The 26,621-nt window shown below is 65.2% G+C and carries 22 protein-coding genes and 1 pseudogene; 10 read left to right on the top strand and 13 right to left on the bottom strand.

The window, feature by feature from the left end:
* Nucleotides 1-105 precede the first annotated feature (105 nt).
* The 7 genes from ACVISU_RS08005 to ACVISU_RS08035 are packed head-to-tail and all read left to right on the top strand — an operon-like array spanning nt 106 to nt 8,108.
* Nucleotides 106-1,911 carry a gamma-glutamyltransferase family protein gene (locus tag ACVISU_RS08005; RefSeq protein WP_456706556.1) on the top strand — a complete coding sequence of 602 codons (1,806 nt, stop codon included), beginning with the start codon at nt 106-108 and terminating at the stop codon, nt 1,909-1,911.
* A gap of 9 nt (nt 1,912-1,920) precedes the next feature.
* On the top strand, nt 1,921-2,631 hold the full coding sequence (locus ACVISU_RS08010) for a DUF1028 domain-containing protein (protein WP_456706557.1): 711 nt from the start codon (nt 1,921-1,923) through the stop codon (nt 2,629-2,631).
* Nucleotides 2,628-3,617, top strand: a complete 990-nt coding sequence (locus tag ACVISU_RS08015; RefSeq protein ID WP_456706558.1) for an ABC transporter ATP-binding protein — start codon at nt 2,628-2,630, stop codon at nt 3,615-3,617. The genes ACVISU_RS08010 and ACVISU_RS08015 overlap by 4 nt, the downstream gene beginning before the upstream one ends.
* Nucleotides 3,614-4,711, top strand: coding sequence for an ABC transporter ATP-binding protein (locus ACVISU_RS08020; protein ID WP_456706559.1), 1,098 nt, complete (start codon nt 3,614-3,616; stop codon nt 4,709-4,711). Before ACVISU_RS08015 ends, ACVISU_RS08020 begins: the two co-directional genes overlap by 4 nt.
* A gap of 17 nt (nt 4,712-4,728) precedes the next feature.
* Nucleotides 4,729-6,240, top strand: coding sequence for an ABC transporter substrate-binding protein (locus tag ACVISU_RS08025; RefSeq protein WP_456706560.1), 1,512 nt, complete (start codon nt 4,729-4,731; stop codon nt 6,238-6,240).
* A 31-nt stretch (nt 6,241-6,271) separates the two neighbouring features.
* On the top strand, nt 6,272-7,213 hold the full coding sequence (locus ACVISU_RS08030; protein ID WP_456706561.1) for an ABC transporter permease: 942 nt from the start codon (nt 6,272-6,274) through the stop codon (nt 7,211-7,213).
* A 4-nt stretch (nt 7,214-7,217) separates the two neighbouring features.
* On the top strand, nt 7,218-8,108 hold the full coding sequence (locus ACVISU_RS08035; RefSeq protein ID WP_456706562.1) for an ABC transporter permease: 891 nt from the start codon (nt 7,218-7,220) through the stop codon (nt 8,106-8,108).
* Nucleotides 8,109-8,280: 172 nt separating this feature from the next.
* On the opposite strand, the gene cnbZ is transcribed toward ACVISU_RS08035, so the two are convergent.
* The 6 genes from cnbZ to ACVISU_RS08065 form a co-directional block, all read right to left on the bottom strand.
* Nucleotides 8,281-9,024, bottom strand: a complete 744-nt coding sequence (gene cnbZ, locus ACVISU_RS08040) for a 2-amino-5-chloromuconate deaminase CnbZ (protein ID WP_456706563.1) — start codon at nt 9,022-9,024, stop codon at nt 8,281-8,283.
* A gap of 105 nt (nt 9,025-9,129) precedes the next feature.
* Nucleotides 9,130-12,231, bottom strand: a complete 3,102-nt coding sequence (locus ACVISU_RS08045; RefSeq protein WP_050404564.1) for a multidrug efflux RND transporter permease subunit — start codon at nt 12,229-12,231, stop codon at nt 9,130-9,132.
* 83 nt (nt 12,232-12,314) lie between these two features.
* Nucleotides 12,315-13,508, bottom strand: coding sequence for an efflux RND transporter periplasmic adaptor subunit (locus ACVISU_RS08050; protein ID WP_050404565.1), 1,194 nt, complete (start codon nt 13,506-13,508; stop codon nt 12,315-12,317).
* Between the two features lies 1 nt (nt 13,509).
* Nucleotides 13,510-14,211 (bottom strand): TetR/AcrR family transcriptional regulator, encoded by a 702-nt coding sequence (locus ACVISU_RS08055; protein ID WP_050404566.1) that lies wholly within the window; start codon nt 14,209-14,211, stop codon nt 13,510-13,512.
* 64 nt (nt 14,212-14,275) lie between these two features.
* A complete protein-coding gene (locus ACVISU_RS08060; RefSeq protein WP_456706564.1) occupies nt 14,276-14,866 on the bottom strand; it encodes a thiamine pyrophosphate-dependent enzyme in 591 nt (196 codons plus the stop codon).
* Nucleotides 14,863-15,396, bottom strand: coding sequence for a thiamine pyrophosphate-binding protein (locus ACVISU_RS08065; protein ID WP_050404568.1), 534 nt, complete (start codon nt 15,394-15,396; stop codon nt 14,863-14,865). The genes ACVISU_RS08060 and ACVISU_RS08065 overlap by 4 nt, the downstream gene beginning before the upstream one ends.
* 208 nt (nt 15,397-15,604) lie before the next feature.
* On the opposite strand from ACVISU_RS08065, the gene ACVISU_RS08070 reads away from it, so the two are divergent.
* From ACVISU_RS08070 to rocD, 3 genes and pseudogenes are all read left to right on the top strand, one after another.
* The gene (locus ACVISU_RS08070; protein ID WP_456706565.1) at nt 15,605-16,828 is read left to right on the top strand and encodes a cytochrome P450; all 1,224 of its coding nucleotides are present in this window, start codon (nt 15,605-15,607) and stop codon (nt 16,826-16,828) included.
* 4 nt (nt 16,829-16,832) lie between these two features.
* Nucleotides 16,833-17,510, top strand: a complete 678-nt coding sequence (locus tag ACVISU_RS08075; protein ID WP_456706566.1) for an ion channel — start codon at nt 16,833-16,835, stop codon at nt 17,508-17,510.
* Between the two features lie 127 nt (nt 17,511-17,637).
* Nucleotides 17,638-18,853: pseudogene (gene rocD / locus ACVISU_RS08080) on the top strand (ornithine--oxo-acid transaminase).
* Between the two features lie 18 nt (nt 18,854-18,871).
* Here the strand turns inward: rocD and ACVISU_RS08085 are convergent.
* The 7 genes from ACVISU_RS08085 to ACVISU_RS08115 all read right to left on the bottom strand — a co-directional run bounded on the left by ACVISU_RS08085 (nt 18,872) and on the right by ACVISU_RS08115 (nt 26,614).
* Nucleotides 18,872-20,017, bottom strand: a complete 1,146-nt coding sequence (locus ACVISU_RS08085) for an alpha-hydroxy acid oxidase (protein WP_456706567.1) — start codon at nt 20,015-20,017, stop codon at nt 18,872-18,874.
* Nucleotides 20,018-20,130: 113 nt separating this feature from the next.
* Nucleotides 20,131-20,994, bottom strand: a complete 864-nt coding sequence (locus ACVISU_RS08090; RefSeq protein ID WP_456706568.1) for a sugar phosphate isomerase/epimerase family protein — start codon at nt 20,992-20,994, stop codon at nt 20,131-20,133.
* Nucleotides 20,994-22,187, bottom strand: a complete 1,194-nt coding sequence (locus tag ACVISU_RS08095; protein WP_456706569.1) for a dihydrodipicolinate synthase family protein — start codon at nt 22,185-22,187, stop codon at nt 20,994-20,996. Before ACVISU_RS08095 ends, ACVISU_RS08090 begins: the two co-directional genes overlap by 1 nt.
* 14 nt (nt 22,188-22,201) lie before the next feature.
* Entirely contained in the window at nt 22,202-23,353 is a 1,152-nt protein-coding gene (locus tag ACVISU_RS08100) for a Gfo/Idh/MocA family protein (RefSeq protein WP_456706570.1), read from the bottom strand.
* A complete protein-coding gene (locus ACVISU_RS08105; RefSeq protein ID WP_456706571.1) occupies nt 23,350-24,753 on the bottom strand; it encodes a hypothetical protein in 1,404 nt (467 codons plus the stop codon). Before ACVISU_RS08105 ends, ACVISU_RS08100 begins: the two co-directional genes overlap by 4 nt.
* A 13-nt stretch (nt 24,754-24,766) precedes the next feature.
* Complete coding sequence (locus ACVISU_RS08110) at nt 24,767-25,612, bottom strand: ABC transporter ATP-binding protein (RefSeq protein ID WP_050404576.1); 846 nt, start codon at nt 25,610-25,612, stop codon at nt 24,767-24,769.
* A gap of 3 nt (nt 25,613-25,615) precedes the next feature.
* Nucleotides 25,616-26,614 carry an ABC transporter substrate-binding protein gene (locus ACVISU_RS08115; RefSeq protein ID WP_456706572.1) on the bottom strand — a complete coding sequence of 333 codons (999 nt, stop codon included), beginning with the start codon at nt 26,612-26,614 and terminating at the stop codon, nt 25,616-25,618.
* Nucleotides 26,615-26,621 lie beyond the last annotated feature (7 nt).

A 26,621-nucleotide genomic window follows, 5' to 3' on the forward strand; every position in this document is an offset into this window, starting at 1 on the left:
CGGCCATGTCCACCAAGCGGTTGGCATACCAGCCCGCCTGTGATCAAGTGCGCGCGCCAAGAGACCTGTCGAGAGACCTTTTAGAGACCCAGCCGGAAGCGCAGCATGAGCAACGTCAATCCCGATCCGTTCACCACAAGGCCCGAGATCGAAGGCACCTTCGGTGTCGTCACCTCGACGCACTGGATCGCGACCGCGGTCGGCATGGCGGCACTGGAGAAGGGCGGCAACGCCTTCGATGCCGGCGTTGCGGCGGCGTTCACGCTGCAGGTGGTCGAGCCGCATCTGAATGGCCCAGGCGGCGACGTCCCGCTCATCGTGCACGACGTCAAGCGCGGCAAGACCGAAGTGATCTGCGGCCAGGGACCGGCGCCGGCCAAGGCGACGATCGCGCATTATCGCAGCGAAGGCCTCGAGATGGTGCCCGGCACCGGCCTGCTCGCGGCGTGCGTGCCCGGCACGTTCGAAACCTGGATGCTGCTGCTGCGCGACTACGGCACATTGAGGCTGCGCGACGTGCTGGAGCCCGCGATCGGCTATGCCCGCGACGGCCATCCGCTGGTCGAGCGCGCCTCCGCCACGATCAAGACCGTCGAGCAGCTGTTCCGGAAATACTGGAGCACCTCGGCCGAGGTCTATCTGCCCAATGGCGAGGTGCCGAAGCCCGGCACCATGTTCACCAACAAAAAGCTTGCTGAGACGTACGCTCGCATCCTGACCGAGGCGGAGAGCGCGGGAAGTGACCGCATCGCGCAGATCGAGCGCGCGCGACAGGCCTGGTCGAAGGGCTTCGTCGCCGAGGCGATCGACAGGTTCTGCCGCACCCAGGAGGTCATGGACGTCTCCGGCTCGCCGCATCGCGGCGTGCTGTCGGCCGACGACATGGCGCGCTGGCAGCCGACCATCGAGGCGCCGCTGACCTATGACTACGGCCGCTACACCGTGCAGAAGTGCGGCGTCTGGAGCCAGGGTCCGGTGATGCTGCAGCAGCTCGCGCTGCTGAAGGGTTTCGAACTCGACGGGCTCGATCCCGCAGGCCCGGACTTCATCCATTTGCAGATCGAAGCCGCCAAGCTCGCCTATGCCGATCGCGAGACGTTCTACGGCGATCCGAAGTTCACCGACATCCCGATCGAAACGCTGCTGTCGGATGCCTACAACAACGAACGACGCAAGCTGATCTCGAAGGACAAGGCGTCGCTCGACTTCCGCCCCGGCTCGGTCGCAGGCTTCGGCGGTGTCGTGAAGCTGCGGCACGCGGAAGGACATCGCGAGGCGGTCGGCGCCATGGGCGCGGGCGAACCGACGGTCGGCCGGTTCGGCGAGGTACGCGGCGACACCGTGCATTTCGACATCATCGACAAGGCCGGCAACATGATCTCGGCGACGCCATCCGGCGGCTGGCTGCAATCCTCGCCTGTGATTCCCGAGATCGGCTTCTGCCTCGGCAGCCGCGCCCAGATGTTTTGGCTGGAAGAAAATCACCCGGCCTCGCTGGCGCCGGGCAAGCGGCCGCGCACCACGCTGTCGCCGACCATGGCGCTGCGCGACGGCGAGCCTTATCTCTCCTGGGGCTCGCCGGGCGGCGACCAGCAGGATCAGTGGATCACGCAGTTCTTCCTGCGCCATGTCCACGCCAGGCTCAATCTGCAGGAGGCGATCGACGCGCCGGCCTGGCACTCCGAGCATTTCCCGATCTCGTTCTGGCCGCGCACTTCGCGTCCCGGCGTGCTGGTGCTGGAAAACCGCGTGCCGAAACCGACCATCGATGAATTGAAGCGCCGCGGCCATGTGGTGGAGATTGGCCCGGATTGGTCGGAAGGCCGCCTTACCGCGGCTTCGAAGGTCGGCCCCCGTCGCCGCGCCGCCGCCAATCCGCGCGGCATGCAGGGTTATGCCGCGGGCCGCTAGAGGTTTCGGATGACCTGGTCGATCATCGCCCGCGACAGCGCCACCGGCCAGCTCGGCATCGCGGTCGCGACGCGGTTCTTCGCGGTCGGCGCGCTGGTGCCGCACATCGCACCGGACATCGGCGCCATCGCGACACAGGCGCTGGTCAATCCCTATTACGGCATCGACGGCCTCGCGCTGCTGCGCGACGGCAACAGCCCGCATGAGACGATCGCGGCGCTGCTCGCGCCCGACAGCGGCCGCGAGAGCCGGCAGGTGCATGTCATGGACAGCAAGGGCCGGATCGCCGCCCACTCCGGCAAGGATTGCATCGACTGGTTCGGCCATATCGCCGGCGACGGCTTCTCGATTGCCGGCAACATGCTGGCCGGCTCCGCCGTGCTCGACGAGACCGCGCGCGTCTATGCCGCGAACCAGAAGCTGCCGTTCGCAGAGCGGCTGATCAAGGCGATGTTTGCCGGTGAAGCAGCCGGCGGCGACAAGCGCGGCAAGCAATCGGCGGCGCTGCTGATCCACGGCACCGAGCAATGGCCGTTGCTCGACCTGCGGGTCGACGACCACGCCGATCCCTTGCGCGAGCTCGAACGGCTCGAAGCGGTCAGCCGTGAACACTGGGTTCCATTCCGGACCTTCATGCCGACCCGGGACAACCCGGCCGGAATCAGCGACCGCGCCAGGATCGAGGCCGGCATCGCAGCGGCAGCCAAGAGCCGCGCATGACAGCCGGCCCGCTGATCGAGATCGAGGGCCTGCGCGTCACCTTCCATGGTGACGACGGCCGCATGACGCATGCCGTCGACAGTGTCGATCTGTCCGTCGCCAAGGGCGCCACGCTCGGCCTGGTCGGCGAGTCCGGCTGCGGCAAGAGCGTCACTTCGCTCGCGATCATGGGGTTGCTGCCGAAGCAATCCGCCGCGGTCTCCGGCGCGATCCGCTTCGACGGCTTCGACCTGCTCGACGTGCCGGACGCGACGCTGCGCGACCTGCGCGGCAATCGCCTCGCGATGATCTTCCAGGAGCCGATGACCTCACTCAACCCGAGCTTCACCATCGGCGACCAGATCACCGAGACGATTTTGCGCCACCGCGGCGGCTCCCGGCGCGCGGCGCGCGAGCGCACCATCGAGCTGCTGCGCCGCGTGCATATCCCCTCGCCCGAGAAACGCATCGACGACTATCCGCACAAGCTGTCCGGCGGCATGCGCCAGCGCGTGATGATCGCGATGGCGCTGGCCTGCGATCCGCAGCTCCTGATCGCCGACGAGCCGACCACCGCGCTCGACGTCACGCTGCAGGCGCAAATCCTCGACCTGATGCGCGAGCTGAAGGCCGCGAGCGGGGCTGCGATCATCCTGATCACCCACGATCTCGGCGTCGTCGCGGAGGTCTGCGACGAGGTCGCGGTGATGTATGCCGGCGAGATCGTCGAGCGTGCCCCGGTGGATGAGCTGTTCGCTAACCCGCAACATCCCTACACGGTCGGCCTGCTCGGCTCGATCCCGCGGCTCGACCGTCGCACCAGCCACCTCGCCACCATCGAGGGCATGGTGCCGAATATGGCGAACCCGCCGACGGGCTGCCGCTTCGCCGCGCGCTGCCCGTTCGTGGAAGATGCCTGCACCCGGTTGCCGCCGCCGCTCGCGCTGCTGAGCGCAACCCACGCCTCGCGCTGCCTCCGCGCGCCGCTGGAGCGGCTGGTGTCATGACTGCGCTGCTCGAGGTCGAGGGGCTGGTGAAGCATTTCGTCGCCGAACGTTCGGTGTTTGGCCGGCCGACCGCGCATGTGAAGGCGGTCGACGGCGTCAGCTTCACGGTCGAGGCCGGCAAGACGCTGGCGCTGGTCGGCGAATCCGGCTGCGGCAAATCAACCGTCAGCCGGCTGGTGCTGCGGCTGATCGAGCCGGACGCTGGCCGCGTCACCTTCGAAGGCCGCGACCTCGGCACGCTCAACGCCGCGCAATTGCGCGCGTTCCGCCGCGATGCGCAGCTGATCTTCCAGGACCCCTACGCCTCGCTCAACCCGCGCATGACGGTGAGCCAGATCCTGACCGAGCCGCTGGCGCTGCACAATCTCGTCCCGGCCGCAGACCGCCGCGCGCGGGTCGAAGAGCTGTTGCGTCTGGTCGGGCTCGAGCCGCGCTTTGCGCGCCGCTATCCCCACGAATTCTCCGGCGGCCAGCGCCAGCGCGTCGCAATTGCCCGTGCGCTCGCGGTCGAGCCGAAGCTGATCATCTGCGACGAGCCGGTGTCGGCGCTCGACGTCTCGATCCGCTCGCAGATATTGAATTTGCTGCGCGACCTGCAGGATCGCCTGAAGCTCGCCTACATCTTCGTCTCGCACGATCTCGCCGTCGTCAAGCACATCGCGGACCGCGTCGCCGTGATGAATCTCGGCACCATCGTCGAGACGGCGGAGGCGCAAGCACTGTTCGCCGCCCCGCGCCATCCCTACAGCCGCGCGCTGCTGTCGGCGATCCCGGTGCCGAAGCCGCGTGCCAAACGCAGCCGCATCGTGCTGGAAGGCGAGCTGCCGAGCGCGCTCAATCCGCCGACGGGCTGCCGCTTCCATACCCGCTGCCCCTATGTGGTCGCGCGCTGCCGCAGCGAAGTGCCGCAGTTGCGCGAAGATGGCACCGGATATGCAACGGCCTGTCACCGGACCGGCGAGCTGCCCGGCGCGGAGGCGATCGTGCCGTCCGACGGCGGATTCTCGCCGGCACTGGAAAAGCTGGTGGCGGCGTTCAATGCGGCGGAAGCCTCGGAGCGGCGTGGGGTTATTTCACAGGAAATAAAGACGTAGGAAATAAGGGGTTGGCGATGAGATTTTGGCGCTTGGCGGTCCTGATGGCGGCCCTCGTGACCTGGTGCGGAGCGAGTGCGCGTGCCGAGACGACGCTTCGCATCGGGATCGCCGAGGACCCCGACATTCTCGATCCTTCGATCGGGCGCACCTATGTCGGGCGCATCGTGTTTTCGGCGTTCTGCGACAAGCTGTTCGACATTGACGAGAAGCTGAACATCGTTCCGCAGCTCGCGCTATCCTACGAGAACTCGGCCGACGGCAAGGAGATGACGATCAAGCTCCGGCCGGGCGTCAAGTTCCACGACGGCGAACCATTCGACGCCGAGGCCGCCAAATTCTCGCTGGAGCGTCATCTGACACTGCCGGCCTCGTTTCGCAAACCGGAATTGGCGGCGCTCGACCATGTCGACGTCGTCGATCCCCTGACCATCAAGCTGGTGCTCAAGACGCCCTACTCGCCGCTGATCGCCCAGTTGACCGACCGCGCCGGCATGATGGTCTCGCCGAAGGCGGTGAAGGAGGCGGGCGACAAATTCGGGCTGCATCCGGTCTGCGCCGGACCCTACAAATTCGTCGAACGCGTGCAGCAGGACCGCATGGTGTTCGAGAAATTCGCCGATTACTGGAACAAGGACAACGTCTTCATCGATCGCATCGTGTTCCTTCCGATCGTCGATGCCACGGTGCGGCTCGCCAATCTGAAATCCGGCGGGCTCGACCTGATCGAGCGCGTGCTCGCCACCGACATCAAGGACGTCCGCGCCGACAAACGGCTGGTGCTGTCGACTGCTCCTGAACTCGGCTATCTCGGCCTCACCATCAACATCGCCAACGACAAGAGCAAGGGGCCGCTCAGCCAGTCGGAGAAGGTGCGGCAGGCGCTCGATCTCTCGATCGATCGCGAGGCACTCAACCAGGTCGTCTTCAACGGCGAGTTCACGCCGGGCAATCAGTGGGTCAGCCCGACGCATCCTTACTATCAGAAGGCATTTCCGGTTCGGGGACGCGACCTTGCCAAGGCCAAGGCGCTGCTCAAGGAGGCCGGCGTCACCCTGCCGGTCGCCATCGACTACATGGTCCCTAAAGGGGCCGAGAACGAAGCCGTGGCCCAGGTCGTGCAGTCGATGGCGGCCGAAGCGGGCTTCGACATCAAGATCCGCGTGGTCGAATTTGCGACGACGTTCAAGCAGGCCCAGGCGGGCGAATTCCAGGTGTTCCAGATCAACTGGAGCGGCCGCATCGATCCTGACGGCAATTCCTACGTCTTCCTGCACACCAGGGCGCCGCAGAACGATGGCGGCTACTCCAACCCGGAAGCCGACAAGCTGATGGAAGATGCGCGGCTGATCAACGATCCCGCCCAGCGCAAGGCGATCTACGAGAAGATGACCAGGATCGTGCTCAACGACGAGCCGATCATCTATCTCTATCACCGCACGCTCCTGATCGCGCACTCCACCAAGGTCGAGGGATACCGGCAGATGCCGGATGGATTGGTGCGCGTGGTCGGGCTGAAACTGAAATGATCGCCACAGCGCAGCGCATGCGAGACCGACCATGCTGAACTTCCTCGCCAAGCGGCTGGTTCAGCTGGTCCCGACGCTGTTCTTCGTCTCGCTGCTGATCTTCTCGCTGCAACATCTGCTGCCCGGCGATCCGGCACTCGTGATGGCCGGCGAGGAGCGCGATCCGGCCGTCATCGAACAGATCCGCCAGCAATATCACCTCGATCAACCGATCCCGGTGCAATATGCCTATTGGGTCAAGGGCGTGCTGACGGGCGACCTCGGCGAGTCCCTGCGCAACAAGATGCCGGTGTCGAGCCTGATCGCGCAGAAGCTGCCGGTTACGATGCAGATCGCCGGCATGGCGATCGTGGTCGCCTTCCTGATCGGCATCCCCGCTGGCATCATCTCGGCGGTGAAGAAAGGCACCGCTTGGGATTACGGCGCCAATTTGTTCGCGCTGTGGGGTATCTCGACGCCGAATTTCTGGCTCGGCATCATGCTGATCTTCCTGTTCTCCGTCGAACTTGGCTGGCTGCCGGCCTCCGGCTATGTGCCGCTCACCGAAAACTGGCGCGCCAGCCTCGCCGCGTCCGTGATGCCCGCCTTCGTGCTCGGCAATGCGATCGCGGCGGTCCTGATGCGACACACACGAAGCGCGATGCTGCAGGTGCTGGAGAGCGACTATGTCCGCACCGCACGCGCCAAGGGCCTGTCCGAGCGCACGGTGATCCTCAAGCATGCGATGCGCAATGCGCTGACGCCGATCATCACGCTCGGTGCGCTCGAGCTCGGCACGCTGCTGTCGGGTGCGGTTCTCACCGAGCAGATCTTCTCGATCCCGGGCTTCGGCAAGCTGATCGTCGACGCCGTATTCAACCGCGACTATGCGGTCGTGCAGGGCGTGGTGCTGACGACGGCGACGATCTACATCACGCTCAATCTGATCGCCGACATCGCCTACATCCTAGTCAACCCGCGGCTGAGGAGCTGACCGGATGACCGACGCCGTACTCAGTCCCCTCGCTTCGCATGCAGCCGCCGAGACGCTCGAGAGTCCGGCACGGCGCGCCTTGCGGCGGCTGATCCGGCGCAAGGGCGCCGTGCTGGGCCTTGCCGTGATCGCGCTCTTTGTTCTGCTTGCCGTCTTCGCGCCGCTGATCGTGCCCTACGATCCGGTCGCGACGAGCTGGTCGCTGGTGCGCAAGGCGCCGTCGATGCAGCACTGGTTCGGTACCGACGAGCTCGGCCGCGACGTGCTCGCGCGCGTCGTGTTCGGCGCCCGCGCCTCGCTGCTCGCCGGCGTCATCTCGGTCGGCATCGCGCTTGCGATCGGCGTGCCGCTCGGCCTCGTCGCCGGCTATCGCGGCGGCTTCATCGACGCGCTGATCAGCCGCATCACCGATGCCATGCTGGCCTGCCCGTTCCTGATCCTGGCGATTGCGCTGGCCGCGTTCCTGGGCCCAAGTCTCAGCAACGCCATGATCGCGATCGGCGTCTCGGCGACACCCATTTTCATCCGCCTGACCCGCGGCCAGGTGATGAGCGTCAAGGTCGAGGATTATGTCGAGGCGGCGCGCGCCATGGGCAATCCGCGCTGGCGCATCGCGCTGGTCCACATCCTGCCCAACATCCTGCCGGCGCTGCTGGTGCAGGCCACGCTGTCGATCGCTGCCGCGATCATCGCCGAAGCCGCGCTGTCCTTCCTCGGCCTCGGCCAGCAGCCGCCGGCGCCGTCCTGGGGCAGCATGCTCAATGCCGCGCAACGTTTCCTGACCAGCGCGCCATGGATGGCGATCTGGCCGGGGCTTGCGATCTTCCTGGTCGTGCTGTCGTTCAACCTGGTCGGCGACGGCCTGCGCGACGCGCTCGATCCGAAGGCGCGGTGAGGCCCGTCGCTGCCCTACCGCAGCGAACCCCATTCTTCCCCCGTCACCCTGAGGAGCGCGGTACGCGCGTCTCGAAGGGTCGACGGCCCGGCTGGTGGCCGTGCATCCTTCGAGACGCGCTACGCGCTCCTCAGGACGACGGGCCTAGCAGTGCGCGCGTCAGATTACTCGGCTAAATTACCACCTCGCGCAGCACCCTGCGGCAATCCATCTCGTATTCGAGATCGATCACCGGCGGCCGGCAGAAGTGCCAGGTCAGGCCCGAGCGCGTGGCGCCGCGGCGGACCAGCTGGTCGACGATCACGGGATGGATGTCGTGCACGGTGTAGGCCTGCACCGCGGTCGTGTCCTGCCAGCCGAAGCTGAATTCGGCAAGGCGGCGCTCCATCTCACTGGCAGTGAAGCGGACCTTCTCGCGCCACGCGCCGGGGCTGAGATCGCGATAGCAGACGATGCGGTCGGGGTAGCTCGCCGTGCCGCTGCGTGCCTCGGCGCCGCCGGCGATCACGAAGGACGGTGACGTGCTCGTGCTCGGCCGCGTGAACGAGAACGCGTGGAACGACGGCTCGGCCGGCGGATCGATCTCGGGACAGACATTGCTGCGCGCCACCGGATTGATGGTGCCATCGAACAGACCCCATTCGGCGAGCGTCTTGACATAATGCTGGTTGAAGGCGCGGAAGCCGTCCTCGGTGAAGGCAGCCGGCGAACGCAGCTCGCAGGCGCAGAACGAGGTCAGCGGCCGGCCGGCGTCCTTGATGTAGGCCGCAATCCGCGCAAAGCCTTCCGCAAGCGGCACTAGGCGATCGAAGCGCACCCGCTCGATCTCATACCCAGCGTTGGCCTGCGCACCGCTTGAATACTGGAACACGGCCGGAATGAACCGGTAATTGCCCGCCGCAAATTCGCTCGCCATGCCTGCTTCCTCCCAATCTTTGCGGCGAGGCTAGCACGAGACGAAGAAAAGGCGGCAGTGGCTTTCGCCAGTGCCGCCTTCCCTGCGAGCATGAGCTTGGAGGGCTCAGGTCGGTTTCAAGGCGCCGCCGCGGCCTTCGAGCTCGTAGTCGGCGATCTGCTTGGCGCGGTCCGAACGGGCGGCGGCCTGGTGGTCGGTCGCGATCACGGTGTAGACCATCGGCAGCACGAACAGGGTGAACAGCGTGCCGATCGTCATGCCGGTGACGACGACGAGTCCGATCGAGAAGCGGCTCGCCGCTCCGGCGCCCGAGGCCGTGAGCAGCGGCAGCAGGCCGGTGACCATGGCCGCCGTCGTCATCAGGATCGGACGCAGGCGAATCCGGGCCGACATCTCGATCGCCGAACGGCGGTCCAGTCCCTCGTTGAGCTGCAGTTCGTTGGCGAACTCCACCATCAGGATGCCGTGCTTGGTGATCAGTCCGACCAGCGTCAAGAGGCCCACCTGGGTGTAGATGTTCATGGTGGCAACGCCGAAGAACAGCGGGATCAGGGCACCGACGATCGCCATCGGCACCGAGATCATGATCACGAACGGATCGCGCAGGCTCTCGAACTGCGCCGCCAGCACCAGGAAGATGATGATGATGGCGAACGCGAAGGTGACCAGCAGCTGGTTGCCTTCATGGACGTACTGCCGGGAGTCGGCGAGGAAGTCGTAGCTGAAGCCGGACGGCAGCTTCTTGGCTTCACCCTGCAGGAACTCGACCGCCTGGCCCATCGAGACGCCGGGCATCGGCACGGCCTGGAAGGTCGACGAGTTGAGCTGGTTGTAGTGCGTCAGCGCGTTCGGATCGACGCCGGTCTCGACCGAAACCACGGTCGACAGCCGCACCAGCTGCCCGGTCGCGGTCGGCACATAATAGTTGTCGAACGATTCCGGCGCGAGGCGGGCGGCGCGCGGCACCTGCGGGATCACCTGATAGGAGCGTCCTTCCAGGTTGAAGCGGTTGACGTAGTTGCCGCCGAGCAGCGTCGCCAGCGCGCCGCCGATCGACTGCATGGTGATGCCGAGGTCGCTCGCCTTGGAGCGATCGACCTTCACGCGGACCACCGGCTGGTTGAAGTCGAGGTCGCTGTCGGTGACGATGAACAGGCCGCTCTTGCGCGCGGCTTCCTTCAGCTTGTTCATCTGGTCGAACACCTGCTGGAAGCCGGCGGTCGAAGAGATCACCATCTGCACCGGAAGACCGCCGGGGCCGCCGGGCAACGGCGGCAGGCTGAACGCGAACGCGCTGACGCCCTCGATCTTCGACAGCTCGGCCTGCACCAGCGGCTGCAGCGTCTGGGCCGAGCGCTTGCGCTCATCCCACGGCTTGAGCAGCATGCCGGCGAAGCCGCCCTGCGGGCCGGTGATGCCGTTCAGGATGAACCGCAGGTCGGTCTCGGGGAACTTCTGGAACTCCTTGTCCATCTTGTCGCCGTAGAAATCGATGTAGTCGATGTTGGCGTATTTCGGCGCCTTGGTCACCGCGAACACGATGCCCTGGTCCTCCTGCGGCGCCAGTTCCTTCTGGATGTGCATGTAGAGGAAGCCGACCAGACCCAGGATGGTCACGGCGAACAGGGCCGTGATCGGGCGGTAGTCGAGCGAACGGTCGAGCTGGCGGCCGTAGGCACGCGTCACCGCGCCGAACACGCGATTGACCAGCTTGGCGAAACGGCCCTCTTCAGCGCTCTTGAGGAACACCGAGCACATCATCGGCGACAGCGTCAGTGCGATCACGCCCGACACGATCACCGAGCCGGCCAGCGTGAAGGCGAATTCGCGGAACAGCGTGCCGGTGACGCCGCCGAGGAAGCCGATCGGCGCGTACACCGCGGCGAGCGTGATCGTCATCGAGATGACCGGACCGACGATTTCGCGCGCACCTTTCAGCGATGCCTGCACCGGTGGCAGGCCCTCCTCGAGATGTCGATGGATGTTCTCCACCACCACGATGGCGTCGTCGACCACGAGACCGATCGCCAGCACCATCGCCAGCAGCGTCAGCAGGTTGAAGCTGAAGCCTGCGGCCAGCATCAGGATGCAGACGCCGACCAGCGACAGCGGAATGGTGACGACAGGGATGATCACCGAGCGGAGCGAGGCCAGGAACAGGAAGATGACGACGACCACGATCAGGACCGCTTCGGTGAGCGTCTTCTCGACCTCGTCGATCGACGATTGGATGAACTTGGTGGAGTCGTAGGCCACCTTCATCTTCATCGAGGGCGGCAGGTTGCGCTCGAGGTCCGGGAACAGCGCGCGGACGCCCTTCACCAGGGTCAGCGGGTTGCCCTGCGGCGTCGCCTTGATGCCGATGAAGATCGCATGCTCGCCGTTGAAGGCGACGCTGGCGTCGGTCGACTGCGCCGCGAGCTCCACCGTCGCGATGTCCTCGATGCGCACGAAGCCGCCGTCCTTCGCCTTCACGATCATTCGCTTGAACTGATCGATGTTCTGCAGGTCGGTATTGGCCGAGACGTTGGAGACGATGAAGAAGCCCTTGGTCTGGCCGGCGGCCGCCTGGAAGTTATTGGCTGCGATCGCGGCCGCAACGTCGTTCGGCGACACGCCGCGTCCGGCCATCCGAGTCGGATCGAGCCAGACGCGCATCGCAAAGGTCTGGCCGCCGAGGATGTCGGCCGATGCGACGCCGTCGACCGTCGAGAGCACCGGCTGCACGACGCGGGTCAGATAGTCCGAGATCGCCGATCCGGTCAGCTCCTCGCTGGAGAAGCCGAGATACATCACGGCGATGGTGTCACCGGTCGCCTTGGTCACGACCGGATCGAAGGCTTCCTTCGGGATCAGATATTTGACCGAATTGACCTTGGCGAGGACTTCGGTGAGTGCCTGGTTCGGATCGTGATTGAGCTTGACGTAGACCTGGATCGTCGAGGTGCCGAGCACCGAATTCGACGTCATGTAGTCGACGCCTTCGGCCGACGCGACCGCCTGCTCGATCGGCGTGGTGATGAAGCCGTTGATCAGCTCCGGCGACGCGCCGGGATACGACGTCGTGATCGTCACGACGGTATTCGACAGGTTCGGATATTGCCGGATCGGCAGCACCATCGCCGCGCGCAAGCCGATCAACAGGATCAGCAAGCTGACGACGACCGACAGCACCGGGCGCTTGATGAAAATATCAGTGAAGGCCATCGCCAACTCGATTCGTGTTGTCTGCCGGTTGCGGCAACATGTGGCGGAGGGCCAACCGGCCCTCCGAGTTCAGATTGTGAAGATCAGTAGCGCGGCGGCTCGGCCGGAACCGGCGGCGCCGGATCTTTCGAGATCTCGACAGGCATGCCCGATTGCAGCTTGATCTGGCCGACGGCCACGACCTTGTCCCCGGCCTTCAGGCCCTTGAGGATCTCGACGCGGCCCTGCACACGATTGCCGGTCTTCACGAAGGTGCGCTCGGCGGTCAGCGTGGTCTTGCCGTCGTCGCCCTTCTTCTCCGTGATCAGGAACACCGAGTCGCCGTACAGCGTGTAGTCAACCGCGGTTTCGGGAATGGTCACGACGGGTGGCTTCTCGGGCATCACGATCGTGGTGGTCGCGAACATGCCGGGCTTGAGGATGCTGTCCGGATTCTGGATCGTGGCCTGCACCCGGATGTTGCGGGTCTCGGTCGCGATCTGCGGCTCGACGGTCGTGATCTTGCCCTCGAAGGTGCGCCCCGGATAGGCGTCGACTGCGACCCGCACGAGCTGGCCGACCTTGATCTGCGAGCTCTGCTTCTCGGTCACGGTCAGGTTCGCATACAGCACCGACAGGTCGGTCAGCGACACGATCTGCGTGCCGGCCGTCAGATACTGGCCGACTTCGACCTGGCGCACGCCGAGATCGCCCTCGAACGGTGCACGCACCAGCTTCTGCGAGATCAGGGCTTCGGTCTTGGCGATGCCCGCCTTGGCCTGGTCGTAAGCAGCCTGCGCCGTGTCGACGGTCGACTGCGGACCGAACTGGCGCGACGCGAGCTGCTTGGCACGATCGAGTTGCAATTCGCCCACGGTCGCCTGCGCCTTGTAGTTGGCAAGGTCGCCTTGCTCCGGAGCATCGAACAGCTGGACCAGCGGCGTGCCCGCCTTCACATGGCTGCCGGCCGTGAACAGGATCTCGGTGATACGGCCCGACACGTCGCTGGTGACGTTGACCTGATGCACCGCGACGAGATCGCCGACGGCGGTCAGCAGATTCGGAATCACTTCCGTCTTCGCCTCGGCGACCGAGACGTTCGACGGCGGCGGCTTATTGTTGGCGAAGAACTGCGCGATCATGTGGCTGCGGAAGGCGTTGAAGCCGACCAGCGCGCCGACCAGCAGGGCCAGCAACAATCCCACGATGATGAACCAGCGCACCAGACGGACGGGACGCTTGGCCTGCTTCTCCTTGATCGGTTGCCCCGAGATGTGGCTTTCGGTCTGAATATTCATGTCATGCACTTTCTGCAGTTACCGACGGTCCTGCGCTCGGCGACGGCTGGCGGCCCAAATGAGTTGAAATTGCGGCTTCGGTAAGTCCGATGCCGCGAAGAATGAACTGGCAGAGCTGCCGCTCGGCCGCAGCGGCATCGCCATAGGGGAGACATGGTGTCGCAGGCAGCTGCGTCAGCGCGCCCATAAGCACGGTATGGTGCGCAAACCAGAACAGGTTGAGCGGCTCGTCGCCGATCCGCGTCGCTTCGCCGGCGGCGATCGCGCGCTCGAGCGAGGCAGCGAAGGTCGGGCCGATCAGCTTGCCGACCTTGTCGTAGAGCAGGCGCGCAAACTCGCCATCGTCGAGATGGCTCGTCACCATCAGCCGCATCCGCTGCGCCTCTTCCTGGTCCGGCGCGTCGCGCAGCTGCATGAAGTGGCCGACCATGCCCTGCACCAGTTCGACCAGCGTCGCAGTCGACGGCTCCTGGCCGAGCAGATGCACGAGATCGGGATCCGCCTCGCACTCCTCGGCAAGAATCTCGGCGTAGAGTGCCGCCTTCGATGGGAAGTGCTTGAACAGCAGCCCTTCTGAAATGGCAGCCGCGGCCGCCACGCTCTTGGTCGTGGTGCCGGCAAAGCCGTTGCGGGCGAAACACCGCTTTGCGGCGCTCAGGATCAACTGACGCCGCAAGTCACTCGTCATGCGTAAGGTCGACATTTGGGTCGTGAGTAATCACTCACTTTACCAAAAGTCAAGGTTCTATTGCACCGCGAGAGCTACTTTAAATTGGAGTGTGGCCGATCGACCCTCTGATGCGGTTGACGATGTAGGTGCCGTCGCGGCTGGACAGCACGCGCTCCAGATTGGTCCCATCGATCTTCGCGCTGGCAAACCGTGGTCCGGCCGTAACATCTTGCAAAGACGACGCAAAAGCCTCGACCTCAGCCATCGTGCTGATCGCGCGGCTATCGGCGATCCCGCAGGCTTTGGCAACACCCACGAGATCGGCGGTTCCGCCGGTATGGCTGGCCTGGCCGCCGGTCTCGCCATAGGCCTCGTTGTCGAGCACGATGATCGAGAGGTTTTTCGGCTGCTGCAGCGCGACGGTCGCAAGGCTTCCCATGCCCATGAGCATCTCGCCGTCACCCGTGATCACGACGACCGGCAGCGTCGGCTGGGCCAGCGCGAGGCCGAGCCCGATCATCACGGCGCCGCCCATGCCGCCCCAGAGATAGAAGTTGCGGTCGTGGTCGCCGGCGGCGGCGATGTCATAGGTCGAGGCGCCGAGGCCGCCGACGGCGAAGGCGCCCTTGCGATCCCTGAGCAGTTCGGAAACCACCGCGCGGCGGTCGAGGAGATTGGCTTTGCTCATTTGGTGAAGACCTTTGCCCCGATCAGACGCTGCGACAGCAGCACGGCGGTTGGCGTGCAGGCGTTGTAGGCTTGCGCCGCGCCGGCCTCGACGACCTCGCGCACCTCGTCCGGACGCGAGGCGCGCAGCACCTTGATCCCCGCCAATTCGAGAATGCCTTGGGTGTTCGAGCCCATCGGCACCTGCCAGGGATTGAACTCGCCCCACTCGCCGCGCATCGTCACCAGGGTGAGGAACGGCAGGCGGAAGATCTGCACCAGCGACAGCATGTTGATGCAATTGCCGACCCCGCTCGACTGCATCAGCAGCACGCCGCGCTGGCCGCCGGCCCAGGCGCCTGCGAGCAGCGCCACGCCCTCCTCCTCGGTGGTCAGCGCAATGCCGCGCATCGAAGACGATCCCAGTACGCGCTCGATCAGTTCGGAATGCCCGGCGTCCGGCACATAGGGCACCTGACGCACCTCGAAGCGCTGCAGAATCGAAAAAATCTCCTCGGGCCAGGAGGCCGCGGACTCGGCTCGGGCGTGCATCGGCGTTTCCGGCTCTCTGTTGTTTGGCCGCGACTGTAGAGGCGCGCGCAAGCTTCATCAAAGCGCAAAACCGCATATGGCTCTGCGATTTCCTCGCATCGCGCGGCGCACGGCGCGCTGCTCCCGATCCTGCAAATTGTGTTGCGCGGCCCTTGCCCGCAGCTTACGATAGTTGCAAATGAAACTAATAAAGGGCTGGATATCCGCCATGAACGGGCACGCGCGAGAGCTGGCTGACCGCTTCGACCTGGAAAAGCTGACGGCTGACTTCTACGCCGACCCCTACCCGACCTATCGCGCGCTGCGCGAACACGCGCCCGTCAAGCGGCTGCCGAACGGCTGCTATTTTCTCACCCGCTACGACGACCTGATCGCCGCCTACAAGAACACCAGGACGTTCTCCTCCGACAAGAAGAAGGAGTTCCTGCCGAAATACGGTAACTCGCTGCTCTACGAGCATCACACGACCAGCCTCGTCTTCAATGACCCGCCGGCGCACACCCGCGTGCGGCGGTTGATCATGGGTGCCTTGTCGCCGCGGGCGATCGCCGGCATGGAGCCGGACCTGATCGCGCTGGTCGACAGCCTGCTCGACCGGATCGAGACCCGCGACCGCTTCGAGCTGATCGGCGACTTCGCCTCCGCAATCCCGGTCGAGGTGATCGGCAATTTGCTCGACGTGCCGCACGACGAGCGCGAGCCGCTGCGCGACTGGTCGCTGGCGATCCTGGGCGCGCTGGAGCCGGTGATCGGCAAGGACGCGTTCGACCGCGGCAATGATGCGGTGAAGGATTTCCTCGCCTATCTCGAAACCCTGGTCGAACGCCGCCGCGCCAAGCCGGGCAATCCCGAACGCGACGTGTTGACGCGGTTGATCCAGGGTGAGGACAATGGCGAGCGGCTGACCGCGAAGGAATTGCTGCACAATTGCATCTTCCTGCTCAACGCCGGCCACGAGACCACGACCAACCTGATCGGCAACGGGCTGGTGACGCTCACCCAACATCCCGAGCAGAAGCAGCGGCTGATCGCGCAGCCCGAGCTGATCAAGACCGCCGTCGAGGAGATGCTGCGCTACGAGAGCTCGAACCAGCTCGGCAACCGGATGATCGTGGAGGAGACCGAGCTCGGCGGCATCAAGCTGCCGCCCGGCACACTGGTCACGCTGTGCATCGGCGCCGCCAACCGCGACCCCGCACAGTTCCCCAACCCTGAAGACTTCGACGTCGCGCGCACGCCGAACCGCCACCTCGCCTTCGGCACCGGCGCGCATCAATGCGCCGGCATGGCGCTGGCGCGCCTCGAAGGCGCCATCGCGATCTCGCGCTTCCTCAAGCGCTTCCCCAACTATGTGCTCGACGGCGAGCCGGTGCGCGGCGGCCGGGTGCGCTTCCGCGGCTTCCTCAGCGTGCCATGCCGGCGCGGTGCTTGATCCGATGACGACAGGGCAATTGCGCGAGCGCTGGGGCGATTCGCTGCTGACGGTGCTCACCGTGCTACTCGTGATCATGATGTTCGTGGTGGCGCCGCTGCAGGCGCTAGGCCTGTTCGAGTTCCAGGTGTTCGAGCTGTTGCTCGCCATCTTCCTGGTCGGCGGCGTATTCGTGATGTCGGGCAGCGCCATTGCCGTCGTCACGATGCTGGTCGCGCTCGCGATGATCGTGACCGGCGCGATCCTGCGGCTGCGCTCGCCCTCGATCCTCGATCTCAATCTGTTCGCCGCCTCGTGGCTGCTGGTCGGCATCACGATGGCGGTGACGGTCGCGCGCGCGACCTTCGCGCCGGGACGCGTCACCTATCACCGCGTGATCGGCGCGGTGCTGCTGTATCTTACGGTGGCGGTGATCTTCGCGGCGCTCTACACCTTCATCGGCACGCTGGTGCCGGATGCGTTTGCCGGCATGAAGGTCGAGGACCGGCCATCGCTCGCGAGCCAGCTGATCTATTTCTCCTTCGCCACGCTCACAACGACTGGCTATGGCGACGTCGCGCCGCTGCATCCGATTGCGCGCAGCCTCTGCAATGTCGAGGCGATCTTCGGCCAGCTCTATCCGGCGACACTGCTCGCCCGGCTCGTCACGCTCGAGCTCGCGCACCGCGATCAGGATTCGTAGCGCAGCACGAACAGAATGGACCGAATTTGGTCCACAGCAATCCTTTAAGCCGCGCGGGCCGATACCCAAATCAGTGATAATATGCAGGGCGGCACCCATCGTGCCGGCGCAACTGGAGTGACGAAGCATGCGTCCGCCAGTCTCCGATTTCATCGCAAGGGAAGCGCGGTTCGGCGCCCAGAACTACGCGCCGCTCGGCGTCGTGCTGTCGCGCGGCGAAGGCGTCTGGGTTTGGGATACCGACGGCAAACGCTACCTCGATTGCCTGTCGGCCTATTCGGCGGTCAATCAGGGTCATTGCCATCCAAAGATCCTCGCCGCCATGGTCGAGCAGGCCGGCCGGCTGACGCTGACCTCGCGAGCCTTCCACAACGACCAGCTCGCCCCGTTCTACGAGGAACTCGCCGAGTTGACCGGATCGCACAAGGTGCTGCCGATGAACAGCGGCGCAGAGGCGGTGGAGAGCGCCATCAAGTCGGTGCGCAAATGGGGCTACGAGGTCAAGGGCGTGCCTGACGACCAGGCCGAGATCATCGTCTGCGCCGACAATTTCCATGGGCGCACGCTTGCGATCGTCGGTTTCAGCACCGACCCTGATACCCGCAAGCATTTCGGTCCGTTCGCGCCGGGCTTCAGGATCATTCCGTTCGGCGACGCCAGGGCGCTGGAAGATGCGATCACGCCGAATACCGTCGCCTTCCTGGTCGAGCCGATCCAGGGCGAGGCCGGCGTCATCATTCCGCCCGCCGGCTATTTCGCCGAAGTCCGCGCGCTCTGCACCCGCAACAACATCATGCTGGTCCTCGACGAGATCCAGACCGGGCTCGGGCGCACCGGCAAGCTGCTGGCGGAACAGCACGAAGGCATCGAGGCCGACGTCACGCTGCTCGGCAAGGCGCTGTCCGGCGGCTTCTATCCGGTCTCCGCAGTGCTCTCGAACAACGAGGTGCTCGGCACGCTGAAGCCCGGCCAGCACGGCTCGACCTTCGGCGGCAATCCGCTCGCCTGCGCGATCGCGCGCGCGGCGCTGCGCGTGCTGGTCGACGAAGGCATGATCGAGAACGCGACCGCCCAAGGCGCGCGCTTCCTCGAGGGATTGCGGATCATTCGTGCCCAACACGGTTCGCGAAGTGCGCGGACGCGGGCTGATGCTCGCGGTCGAGCTTCGCCCCGAAGCCGGTCCTGCGCGCCGCTACTGCGAGGTGCTGCGCGGGAAGGGCATCCTCGCCAAGGACACCCATGACCACACCATCCGGATCGCCCCGCCGCTGGTGATTACGCCCGATCAGGTCGATTGGGCGCTGGAGCAGATCGGCGCCGCGTTGACGCAGGACCGTTCGTGATGGCGGGATAATGGGCGGCTATCTGAACCGCAGGTTTGCACGGGAGAGCTGGCTGACCGAGGAGCATCCCATCAGCCGCATGTCCCGCACCAGCTCCGCCTGCAACAGACCAAGCGCCCGCTCGACTCCGGCCTGGCCGGCCGATGCCAGCGGATAAAGATAGAATCGTCCGAGCCCGACGGCCTTGGCGCCCAGCGACAGCGCCTTCAGCACGTGGCTGCCACGCTTGATGCCGCCGTCCATCATCACGTCGATCCGGTCGCCCACGGCATCGACGATCTCGGCCAGCTGATCGAACGCCGCCCGGGAGCCATCGAGCTGTCGGCCGCCGTGATTGGACAGGATGATGCCGGTGCAGCCGATCTCGACCGCGCGCTTGGCATCATCGACCGACATCACGCCCTTCAGGCAGAACTGGCCATTCCACTGCCGGACCATTTGCGAGACGTCGTCCCATGTCATCGCCGGATCGAGCATTTCGGTGAAATAGCGCCCGATCGACATCGTGCCGCTGCCCATATCGACATGCTCATCGAGCTGCGGCAGCTTGAAACTCTCATGCGTGACGTAATTGATGGCCCAGGCTGGCTTGATGGCGAATTGCAGCATGCCGCCGAGCGTCAGCCGGAACGGAATCGAGAACCCGGTCCTCAAATCGCGCTCGCGATTGCCGCCGGTGATGCTGTCGACCGTCAGCATCATCACGTCGACGCCGGCCTGCTTAGCGCGCTGCATCATCGCCGTGTTCAGGCCGCGGTCCCGGTGGAAATAGAACTGATAGACCTGCGGCGTCGCATAGGCCTTGCGCAATTCCTCCAGGCTCACGGTGCCAAGCGAGGACACGCCGAACATCGTACCGTATTTCGCCGCGGCAGCAGCGACGGCCCGCTCGCCCTGATGATGAAACAGGCGCTGCAACGCGGTCGGCGAACAATAGAACGGCGTCGCCAGTTTCTGGCCCATCACGGTGACCGAGAGATCGACGTTCTCGACGCCGCGCAGGATATTCGGCACCAGATCGCAACGCTCGAAGCTCGCGGTGTTCTGCCGAAGCGTCGCCTCGTCGTCCGCCCCGCCGTCGATATAGTTGAAGATCGGCCCCGGAAGCCGCCGCCTCGCCAGCTCGCGGAAGTCGTGGAAATTGTGGCAATCGCTCAAACGCATGTCGTGCTCCGAAGGTCCGGACCGCGGGGTTCAACGGCCCTTAGCGCCGTTCATACCCACCGCATCCGGAATACCGGGCACACTTCGCCTTGTCCACCGAACCTGCCGTCGGATCAAACCACCGTCCGATGCCGCTCGATGCAGGTCTGCAGCACCTCATCCAGCGGCCGGCCCCACCAGTCATTCGAGAAGATCTCGATCTCAGAATAGCCCGCAAAACCCTGCGCCTCGACCATCGCGCGCGCCGATTTGATATCGATCACGCCGTCACCCATCATGCCGCGATCGTTGAGGATGTCTTTGGTCGGCACCAGCCAGTCGCAGACATGGAACGCGAGCAGGCGATCCTTGCCTGCGCGCGCGATCTGGCTCTTGAGCTCGGGATCCCACCAGATGTGATAGACGTCGAGCGCGACGCCGATCGCGCCGGTGCGGCCGGAATCGAGCGCGTCGCAGATGTCGAGCGCATGCTTCGTGGTGTTCACGCAGGCGCGGTCGGCGGCATAGGCCGGATGCAACGGCTCGATCGCAAGCGGCAGCTTTGCCTGCTTCGCATAGTCCAGCAGCTCGGCAATGCCGTCATGCACCTGATCGCGCGCCGCCGCGATGTCCTTGGACGCTGCGCTGCCCGGCCGCGAATATTGCGGCAGGCCGCCGACCACCAGCACGATGCAGGACGCGCCGAGCGCTGCCGCCTCGTCGACCGCACGGCGGTTGTCGTCGCGCGCCTCGCTGCGATGCGCGCTGTCAGCCGTGAACATGCCACCGCGGCAATAGCCTGACAGGTCGAGCCCGGCGTCCTGCACCGCACGCGCGGCGCGCTCGAGGCCGACGGCGGCGACCTGGTCGCGCCAGGGATCGATGGCGCGGATGCCGTGACGCGCACAGGCATCGATGATGGCGAGGAGATCGCCCTGCTTGCGGACCGTCGCCGTATTCAGCGACAGCCAGCGATGATCGTTGGAGAAGTCGCGCATCAGGCGTCGATGCCCCGCGTCGCGAGCACGGTCTTCATCCGCTGCGTCGCCAGCTCCGGATTGGCGAGCAGCCCGGCCTGGTCGGCGAGCCGGAACAGCTCGGCGAGATGAACGGTCGAGCGCGCGCTCTCCTGCCCGCCGACCATCGTGAAATGATCCTGATGCCCGTTGAGATACGCCATGAACACGATGCCTGTCTTGTAGAAGCGGGTCGGCGCCTTGAAGATGTGGCGCGACAGCGGCACCGTCGGGCCCAGCACGTCGTGGAAGCCGGCCGCGTCGCCCGCAGCCAGCCGCGACAGCGCATAGGACGCTGCCGGCGCGATCGCGTCGAAGATGCCGAGCAGCGCATGCGAGAAACCCTTGTCGTCGCCGGCGATCAGCTCCGCATAGTTGAAATCGTCGCCGGTGTACATTTTCACGCGCGGATCGAGCCGCCGTCGCATGTCGATCTCGCGCTGCTTGTCGAGCAGCGAGACCTTGACGCCATCGACCTTGGCCGCATTGGCGTTGATGATCGCAACTGCGGTGTCCATCGCCGTGTCGAGATCGGCCGTGCCCCAGTAGCCAGATAGCGCCGGATCGAACATGTCGCCGAGCCAGTGAATGATCACGGGCTCGCGGACCTGCGAGAGCACGCGGTCATAGACCCTTGCGTAATCCTCCGCGCTCTGTCCGAGCTTCGCGAGCGCTCGCGAGGCCATCAGGATGATGCGGCCGCCGGCTTTCTCCACCGCCGCGATCTGCTCCTCATAAGCACGGATCACGTCGTCGATCGACTTCGCGTCCTCGACCGCGAGATGATCGGTGCCGGCGCCCGAGAACACCAACGCGTCGCCTCTGGCCTTCGCCGCCTTCACCGAGCGCCGGATCAGCTCGAGCGAGGTCGGCCAATCGAGGCCCATGCCGCGCTGCGCGGTGTCCATCGCCTCGGCGACGCCGAGGCCGAGGTCCCAGACATGCTCGCGGAACGCGATTGTCCGGTCCCAATCGATCGCAGCCGTCAGCCAGGGATCGACATCGGCACGCGGATCGGCGACCACATGGGCGGCGGAGAACGCGACGCGATTGAGCGCACCCTCGAGCTTTGCCGGAAAGCTCCGCGACGCCGCCAGGCGATAGGTTTCGAGGCTGCCGCCAGCGGTCGGCAGCTTCAGCGACAGCGACGACATCGGCAGGACCGGCTTGTTCATGACAAAGCCCTTTCTCAGACCACGATCGGGGCGACATCGATCCAGCGTCGCTCCTTCCAGCTCTTCAGCGCGCATTCGGCGAGTTGCACGCCCTTGGCACCTTCCAGCAGGGTGTATTTGTAGGGCGCATCCTCGCAGACGTGGCGGATGAACATCTCCCACTGCTCCTTGAAGCCGTTGTCGTAGATGACGTTCTCCGGCAGCTTCTGCCAGTCGGCATAAAAATCGTGCAGCCGCTTCTCGTCCGGATTCCACACCGGCCGCGGCGTTGCCTGGCGGGCCTGGATCATGCAGTCGGTCAGGCCCGCCACCGCCGAACCATGGGTGCCGTCGACCTGGAAGGTGACGAGGTCGTCGCGGTAAACCCGCGTCACCCAGCTCATGTTGATATGGGCGATCACGCCGCCCTTCAGCTTGAAAGTCGCGTAAGCGGAATCGTCGGCGGTCGCCTGGTACTTCCTGCCCTTCTCGTCATAGCGCTCGGGAATGTCCGTGGTGCCGATGCAGACCACGCTCTCGACCTCGCCGAACAGATTGTCGAGCACGTAGCGCCAGTGGCAGACCATGTCCAAAATAATGCCGCCACCATCCTCGGCGCGGTAGTTCCAGGACGGCCGCTGCGCCTCCTGCCAGCTTCCCTCGAACACCCAGTAGCCGAACTCGCCGCGTACCGAGAGCATGCGGCCGAAGAAGCCGGAGTCGCGCAGGAAGGCGAGCTTCTTCAGGCCCGGCAGGAACAGCTTGTCCTGCACCGTGCCGTGCTTCAACCCCTTGGCGTTGGCGAGCTTCACCACCGCAACGGCTTCCTCGAGATTGGTCGCGATCGGCTTTTCGCAATACACATGCTTGCCGGCGTTGATCGCCTTGGTCAGCAGCGAGGGCCGCGCCTGTGTCGTGGCCGCGTCGAAGAACACGGTGTCATTTCTGTCGGCGAGCGCGCGATCGAGATCGGTGGTGTGCCGTTCGATGTTGTAGCGCTTCGCCAACGCGCCGACCTTCTCGGCGTCGCGGCCGACCAGGATCGGATCGGGCATGATGCGGTCGCCGTTGGCGAGCAGCACGCCGCCCTGCTCGCGGATCGCGACGATCGAGCGGATCAGGTGCTGGTTGAGACCCATCCGGCCCGTGATGCCGTTCATGATCAGGCCGAGGCGTTTGGTCGTCATATCGTCTGCTCCTGCGAAAGGCGTGGTGTTGGCCGCTTCAGCGGCTGCATGGTGGACCAGTCCGGATGGATCGAACTTGCAAAGCCTGATGCTGCGGCGATCGATCCCGTCAGCAGATCGCCGTCATGGATCGCAAGGCGAACCTTGCCGCCGGCGCGCGTGTAGAGATCGGGATGCGCGGTGAGGAAAGCGTCGGCTTCGTCGGCCGGGGTGTCGGCAAAGCCGTCGACGTAATGATGTCCGTTGCGCTCGGCATGGGCGACGCCGATCAACGCACCAAGCGCAAGGTCCTGCTGCACGCCGAGCCCGGCCTGGCAGGTCAGGTCCTCGCCGCTGATGAAATATTCGCCGCCATCCGCGCTCCACGCTGCCGCGCGGGTGGCGTTGATGACCGACTTGTAGATGCCCTTGCACGATTTCGAGGAGATGCCGCGATAGCCGAGCGCCCGCGCCTGCGGGAAGGCATCATAGAAATCGTCCGCCTCATCGATGATGAAGCTGCGCGTGGCCAGCCCCCCGAGCGGCGAGGCTTTGGTGATATCACGCGGCATCGGCTGCTCGATGTAGAGCAGGTTTGCCGCGATCGGCCGAAGCGCCGCGTCGTGATCGAGCCGGTCGACAAGTGCGCTCAACGCCGCAAGGTCGGCATATTGCTCGTTGGCGTCGAGCGTGACCTTGGTGGCGTAAGGCAGCCTTGCGAGCTCTCGGCCGATTCGCGCCAGCCGCGCGGCGTCATGGGCGGGATCGCCGTTTAGCTTGAGCTTGAAATAGCGCGCATCCGCATTCTCGTTGGGGTCGGCGACGCCGCCGTCTCCCTCAACCGTGTCGTCCATCCCAACCGTATGCCTGATGGCGACACGATCCGGCCGCCTGCGCGTCGACAGGAACCGCGCGATGACCGCGTCGTCGAGATCCGGCGTTAGCCGCGCATCGATACCGGCGATATTCCCGGCCATCCCCTCGAAGAAATTCACGCCGGCCGCGCGCAGCAACGCATCCAGGATCGCCTTGTCGATCTCGGCCGGGCCGAAGCCGGCGGTGAGCGGCGGAATATCCTCCGCGGCGCAGGCCGCAACCTGCGGGCCGATACATTTGGCATGCCGGCCGAACGCGGTGTCAAAGCCCTTCGCCAGATAGAGTTCGCGCGCAATCGCAAGCGAGCGGCGCAGGCCGTCGAGCGACTGCGCTTCCGTCAGGTGCGGCCGCTTGTCGAACCATTTCGGCGCCAGCATCTCGGCGCTGGCGCCGGTGGCGCGGCCCTTGCTTTCCACCTCGATCTCGACGCGCACGAACAGCTGCGTCGATGCCGTGATCGTCACCGCGCCGAATCGGAACGGCCGGACGAACGGCAGCGGCCGTTCGAAGAAAGCGATATCGTTGACTCTGAGGCGAGGCGGCATTGGAGGCTCGGTGTTAGTCCAGCGACCCCTGGGTAAAGAAATGCTTGCGGATCCGTTGCACCAGTTCGGTGAAGACGGGATCGGACATCGTCTCTAGCGAGCGTGGCCGCGGCATCGGCACGTCGTAGATCGCGGCGATCGCGCCGGGCCGCTCGGTCATGACAAGCACGCGGTCGGCGAGGAATACGGCTTCGGGGATCGAATGCGTGATCAGCAGCACCGTCTTGCCGGTCTCGCGCTGGATCCGCATCAGCTCGACATTCATGCGCTCCCGCGTCATGGCATCGAGCGCGCCGAACGGCTCGTCCATCAGCATGATCTTGGGATCGTGCACCAGCGCGCGGCAGATCGAGGCGCGCTGCTGCATGCCGCCGGACAATTGCCACGGCAGCTTCTTCTCAAAGCCCTCGAGCCCGACCAGCTTCAGCAGCGCCTTGGCGCGGGCGAGATATTTGTCGCGGGCGAGCTGCTTCATGTCGATCGGCAGCATCACGTTGGAGAGGATGTTGCGCCACGGCAGCAACAGCGCGTTCTGGAACACGATGCCGACATTGCCGTGCGGTTTCGTCACCGGCTCGCCGTCGACCAGCACCTCGCCCGTGGTCGGCGGCAGCAGACCGGAGATCATCTTGAGCAGCGTGGACTTGCCGCAGCCGGAGGGCCCCACCACGACGAAGAACTCGCCGTCGTTGATGGTGAAGTCGAGCGGCCGCAGCGACGGCACGTCGCCGTCGCGCGAGCGGTAGGTCTTCGACACGCCCGACAGCTTGATGCCGGCGGTGGCGCCGGCCGCGCGGTCCGAGACCAGGCGCAGATGCGCGGCGGGCTGCTCGGCAGCGCTCTTGATTGCCGATTTCATGGCTTACGAGTCACCCTTCGGCAGATAGTCGTTGGTGTAAAACGCCTTCGGATTGGCTTTCGCCTTGGCGTCGAGGCCGCCATACTCGACCATCAGATCGACCGACTCGGTCATGTTCTGGTCGGTGACCTGGAACGGCCGCTTGGTCTTGGTCTCCGGCGTGCGATAGAGCGGGATCGTCAGCTCGAAGCCCTGCGTCAGCGTGTCGAGCTTGCCGCCCTTCGGATTGGCGTCGAGGATCGACTGCGCCGCCGCCTTCGGCTCCTTCTCGGCTGCCTCCACCGCCTTGGTCGTCGCCGACATGAAACGGCGGACCAAATCGGCATTGGCCTTCACATAGTCGGAGTTCGCGATGATGCCCGACGACACCATGTTGATGCCGTAGTCGGCGAACTTGATCGGATAGACGTCCTTCCCGGTGGCGTCCTTGATCTTCATCGACTGGTCCATGACGTAGCCGAGCAGGAGATCGGCCTGGCCGTTGATCACGGCGTTGAGCTTGGTCTGGCCGTCGCCGGCGACGGTATTGAAGTCGCTTTCCTTCAGGCCGGTCTTCTTCAGGAACAGCGGCCAGATCTGGGTCATCGAATCCGCAGGGGTGATCGCGACCGTCTTGCCCTTGATGTCTTCCGGCTTCCTGATGTTCTTGTCGACGAAGCCCATCGCCGACATCGGGCTGGTCTGCAGCAGCACGCCGGTGGCAATCACAGGCGCGCCCTTGACCGCGGCGCGCATCATCGTCGGCACGTCGACATAGCCGAAATCGGCGGTCTTGGCCGCCACCGCCTGCGTCGTCGCAGCCGAGCCGCGGCCTTCCTGGATCTCGAGGTCGATACCCTCGGCGGCATAGATGCCCTTGGCCTTGCCGTAATAGAACGGCGCGTGCTCGCCATAGACGTACCAGTTCAGCATCAGCACGACCTTGTCGGCCGCAGCAGCCGGCGCCACCGCGAGCGCGGTCCAGGCCAGTGCGGCGCCGGCGACCGCAATCAAACGCTTCATGGTTGTT

This window comes from Bradyrhizobium sp. USDA 4452, assembly GCF_054063575.1.

Coding starts and splice junctions, on each gene's coding strand:
- ACVISU_RS08035 (WP_456706562.1), top strand. CDS start 7,218: ATGACCGACGCCGTACTCAGTCCCCTCGCTTCGCATGCAGCCGCCGAG.
- ACVISU_RS08015 (WP_456706558.1), top strand. CDS start 2,628: ATGACAGCCGGCCCGCTGATCGAGATCGAGGGCCTGCGCGTCACCTTC.
- ACVISU_RS08110 (WP_050404576.1), bottom strand. CDS start 25,612: ATGAAATCGGCAATCAAGAGCGCTGCCGAGCAGCCCGCCGCGCATCTG.
- ACVISU_RS08065 (WP_050404568.1), bottom strand. CDS start 15,396: ATGCACGCCCGAGCCGAGTCCGCGGCCTCCTGGCCCGAGGAGATTTTT.
- ACVISU_RS08060 (WP_456706564.1), bottom strand. CDS start 14,866: ATGAGCAAAGCCAATCTCCTCGACCGCCGCGCGGTGGTTTCCGAACTG.
- ACVISU_RS08085 (WP_456706567.1), bottom strand. CDS start 20,017: ATGCGTTTGAGCGATTGCCACAATTTCCACGACTTCCGCGAGCTGGCG.
- ACVISU_RS08095 (WP_456706569.1), bottom strand. CDS start 22,187: ATGAACAAGCCGGTCCTGCCGATGTCGTCGCTGTCGCTGAAGCTGCCG.
- ACVISU_RS08105 (WP_456706571.1), bottom strand. CDS start 24,753: ATGCCGCCTCGCCTCAGAGTCAACGATATCGCTTTCTTCGAACGGCCG.
- ACVISU_RS08005 (WP_456706556.1), top strand. CDS start 106: ATGAGCAACGTCAATCCCGATCCGTTCACCACAAGGCCCGAGATCGAA.
- ACVISU_RS08070 (WP_456706565.1), top strand. CDS start 15,605: ATGAACGGGCACGCGCGAGAGCTGGCTGACCGCTTCGACCTGGAAAAG.
- ACVISU_RS08045 (WP_050404564.1), bottom strand. CDS start 12,231: ATGGCCTTCACTGATATTTTCATCAAGCGCCCGGTGCTGTCGGTCGTC.
- ACVISU_RS08050 (WP_050404565.1), bottom strand. CDS start 13,508: ATGAATATTCAGACCGAAAGCCACATCTCGGGGCAACCGATCAAGGAG.
- ACVISU_RS08100 (WP_456706570.1), bottom strand. CDS start 23,353: ATGACGACCAAACGCCTCGGCCTGATCATGAACGGCATCACGGGCCGG.
- ACVISU_RS08010 (WP_456706557.1), top strand. CDS start 1,921: ATGACCTGGTCGATCATCGCCCGCGACAGCGCCACCGGCCAGCTCGGC.
- ACVISU_RS08025 (WP_456706560.1), top strand. CDS start 4,729: ATGAGATTTTGGCGCTTGGCGGTCCTGATGGCGGCCCTCGTGACCTGG.
- ACVISU_RS08055 (WP_050404566.1), bottom strand. CDS start 14,211: ATGTCGACCTTACGCATGACGAGTGACTTGCGGCGTCAGTTGATCCTG.
- ACVISU_RS08075 (WP_456706566.1), top strand. CDS start 16,833: ATGACGACAGGGCAATTGCGCGAGCGCTGGGGCGATTCGCTGCTGACG.
- cnbZ (WP_456706563.1), bottom strand. CDS start 9,024: ATGGCGAGCGAATTTGCGGCGGGCAATTACCGGTTCATTCCGGCCGTG.
- ACVISU_RS08090 (WP_456706568.1), bottom strand. CDS start 20,994: ATGCGCGACTTCTCCAACGATCATCGCTGGCTGTCGCTGAATACGGCG.
- ACVISU_RS08020 (WP_456706559.1), top strand. CDS start 3,614: ATGACTGCGCTGCTCGAGGTCGAGGGGCTGGTGAAGCATTTCGTCGCC.
- ACVISU_RS08030 (WP_456706561.1), top strand. CDS start 6,272: ATGCTGAACTTCCTCGCCAAGCGGCTGGTTCAGCTGGTCCCGACGCTG.
- ACVISU_RS08115 (WP_456706572.1), bottom strand. CDS start 26,614: ATGAAGCGTTTGATTGCGGTCGCCGGCGCCGCACTGGCCTGGACCGCG.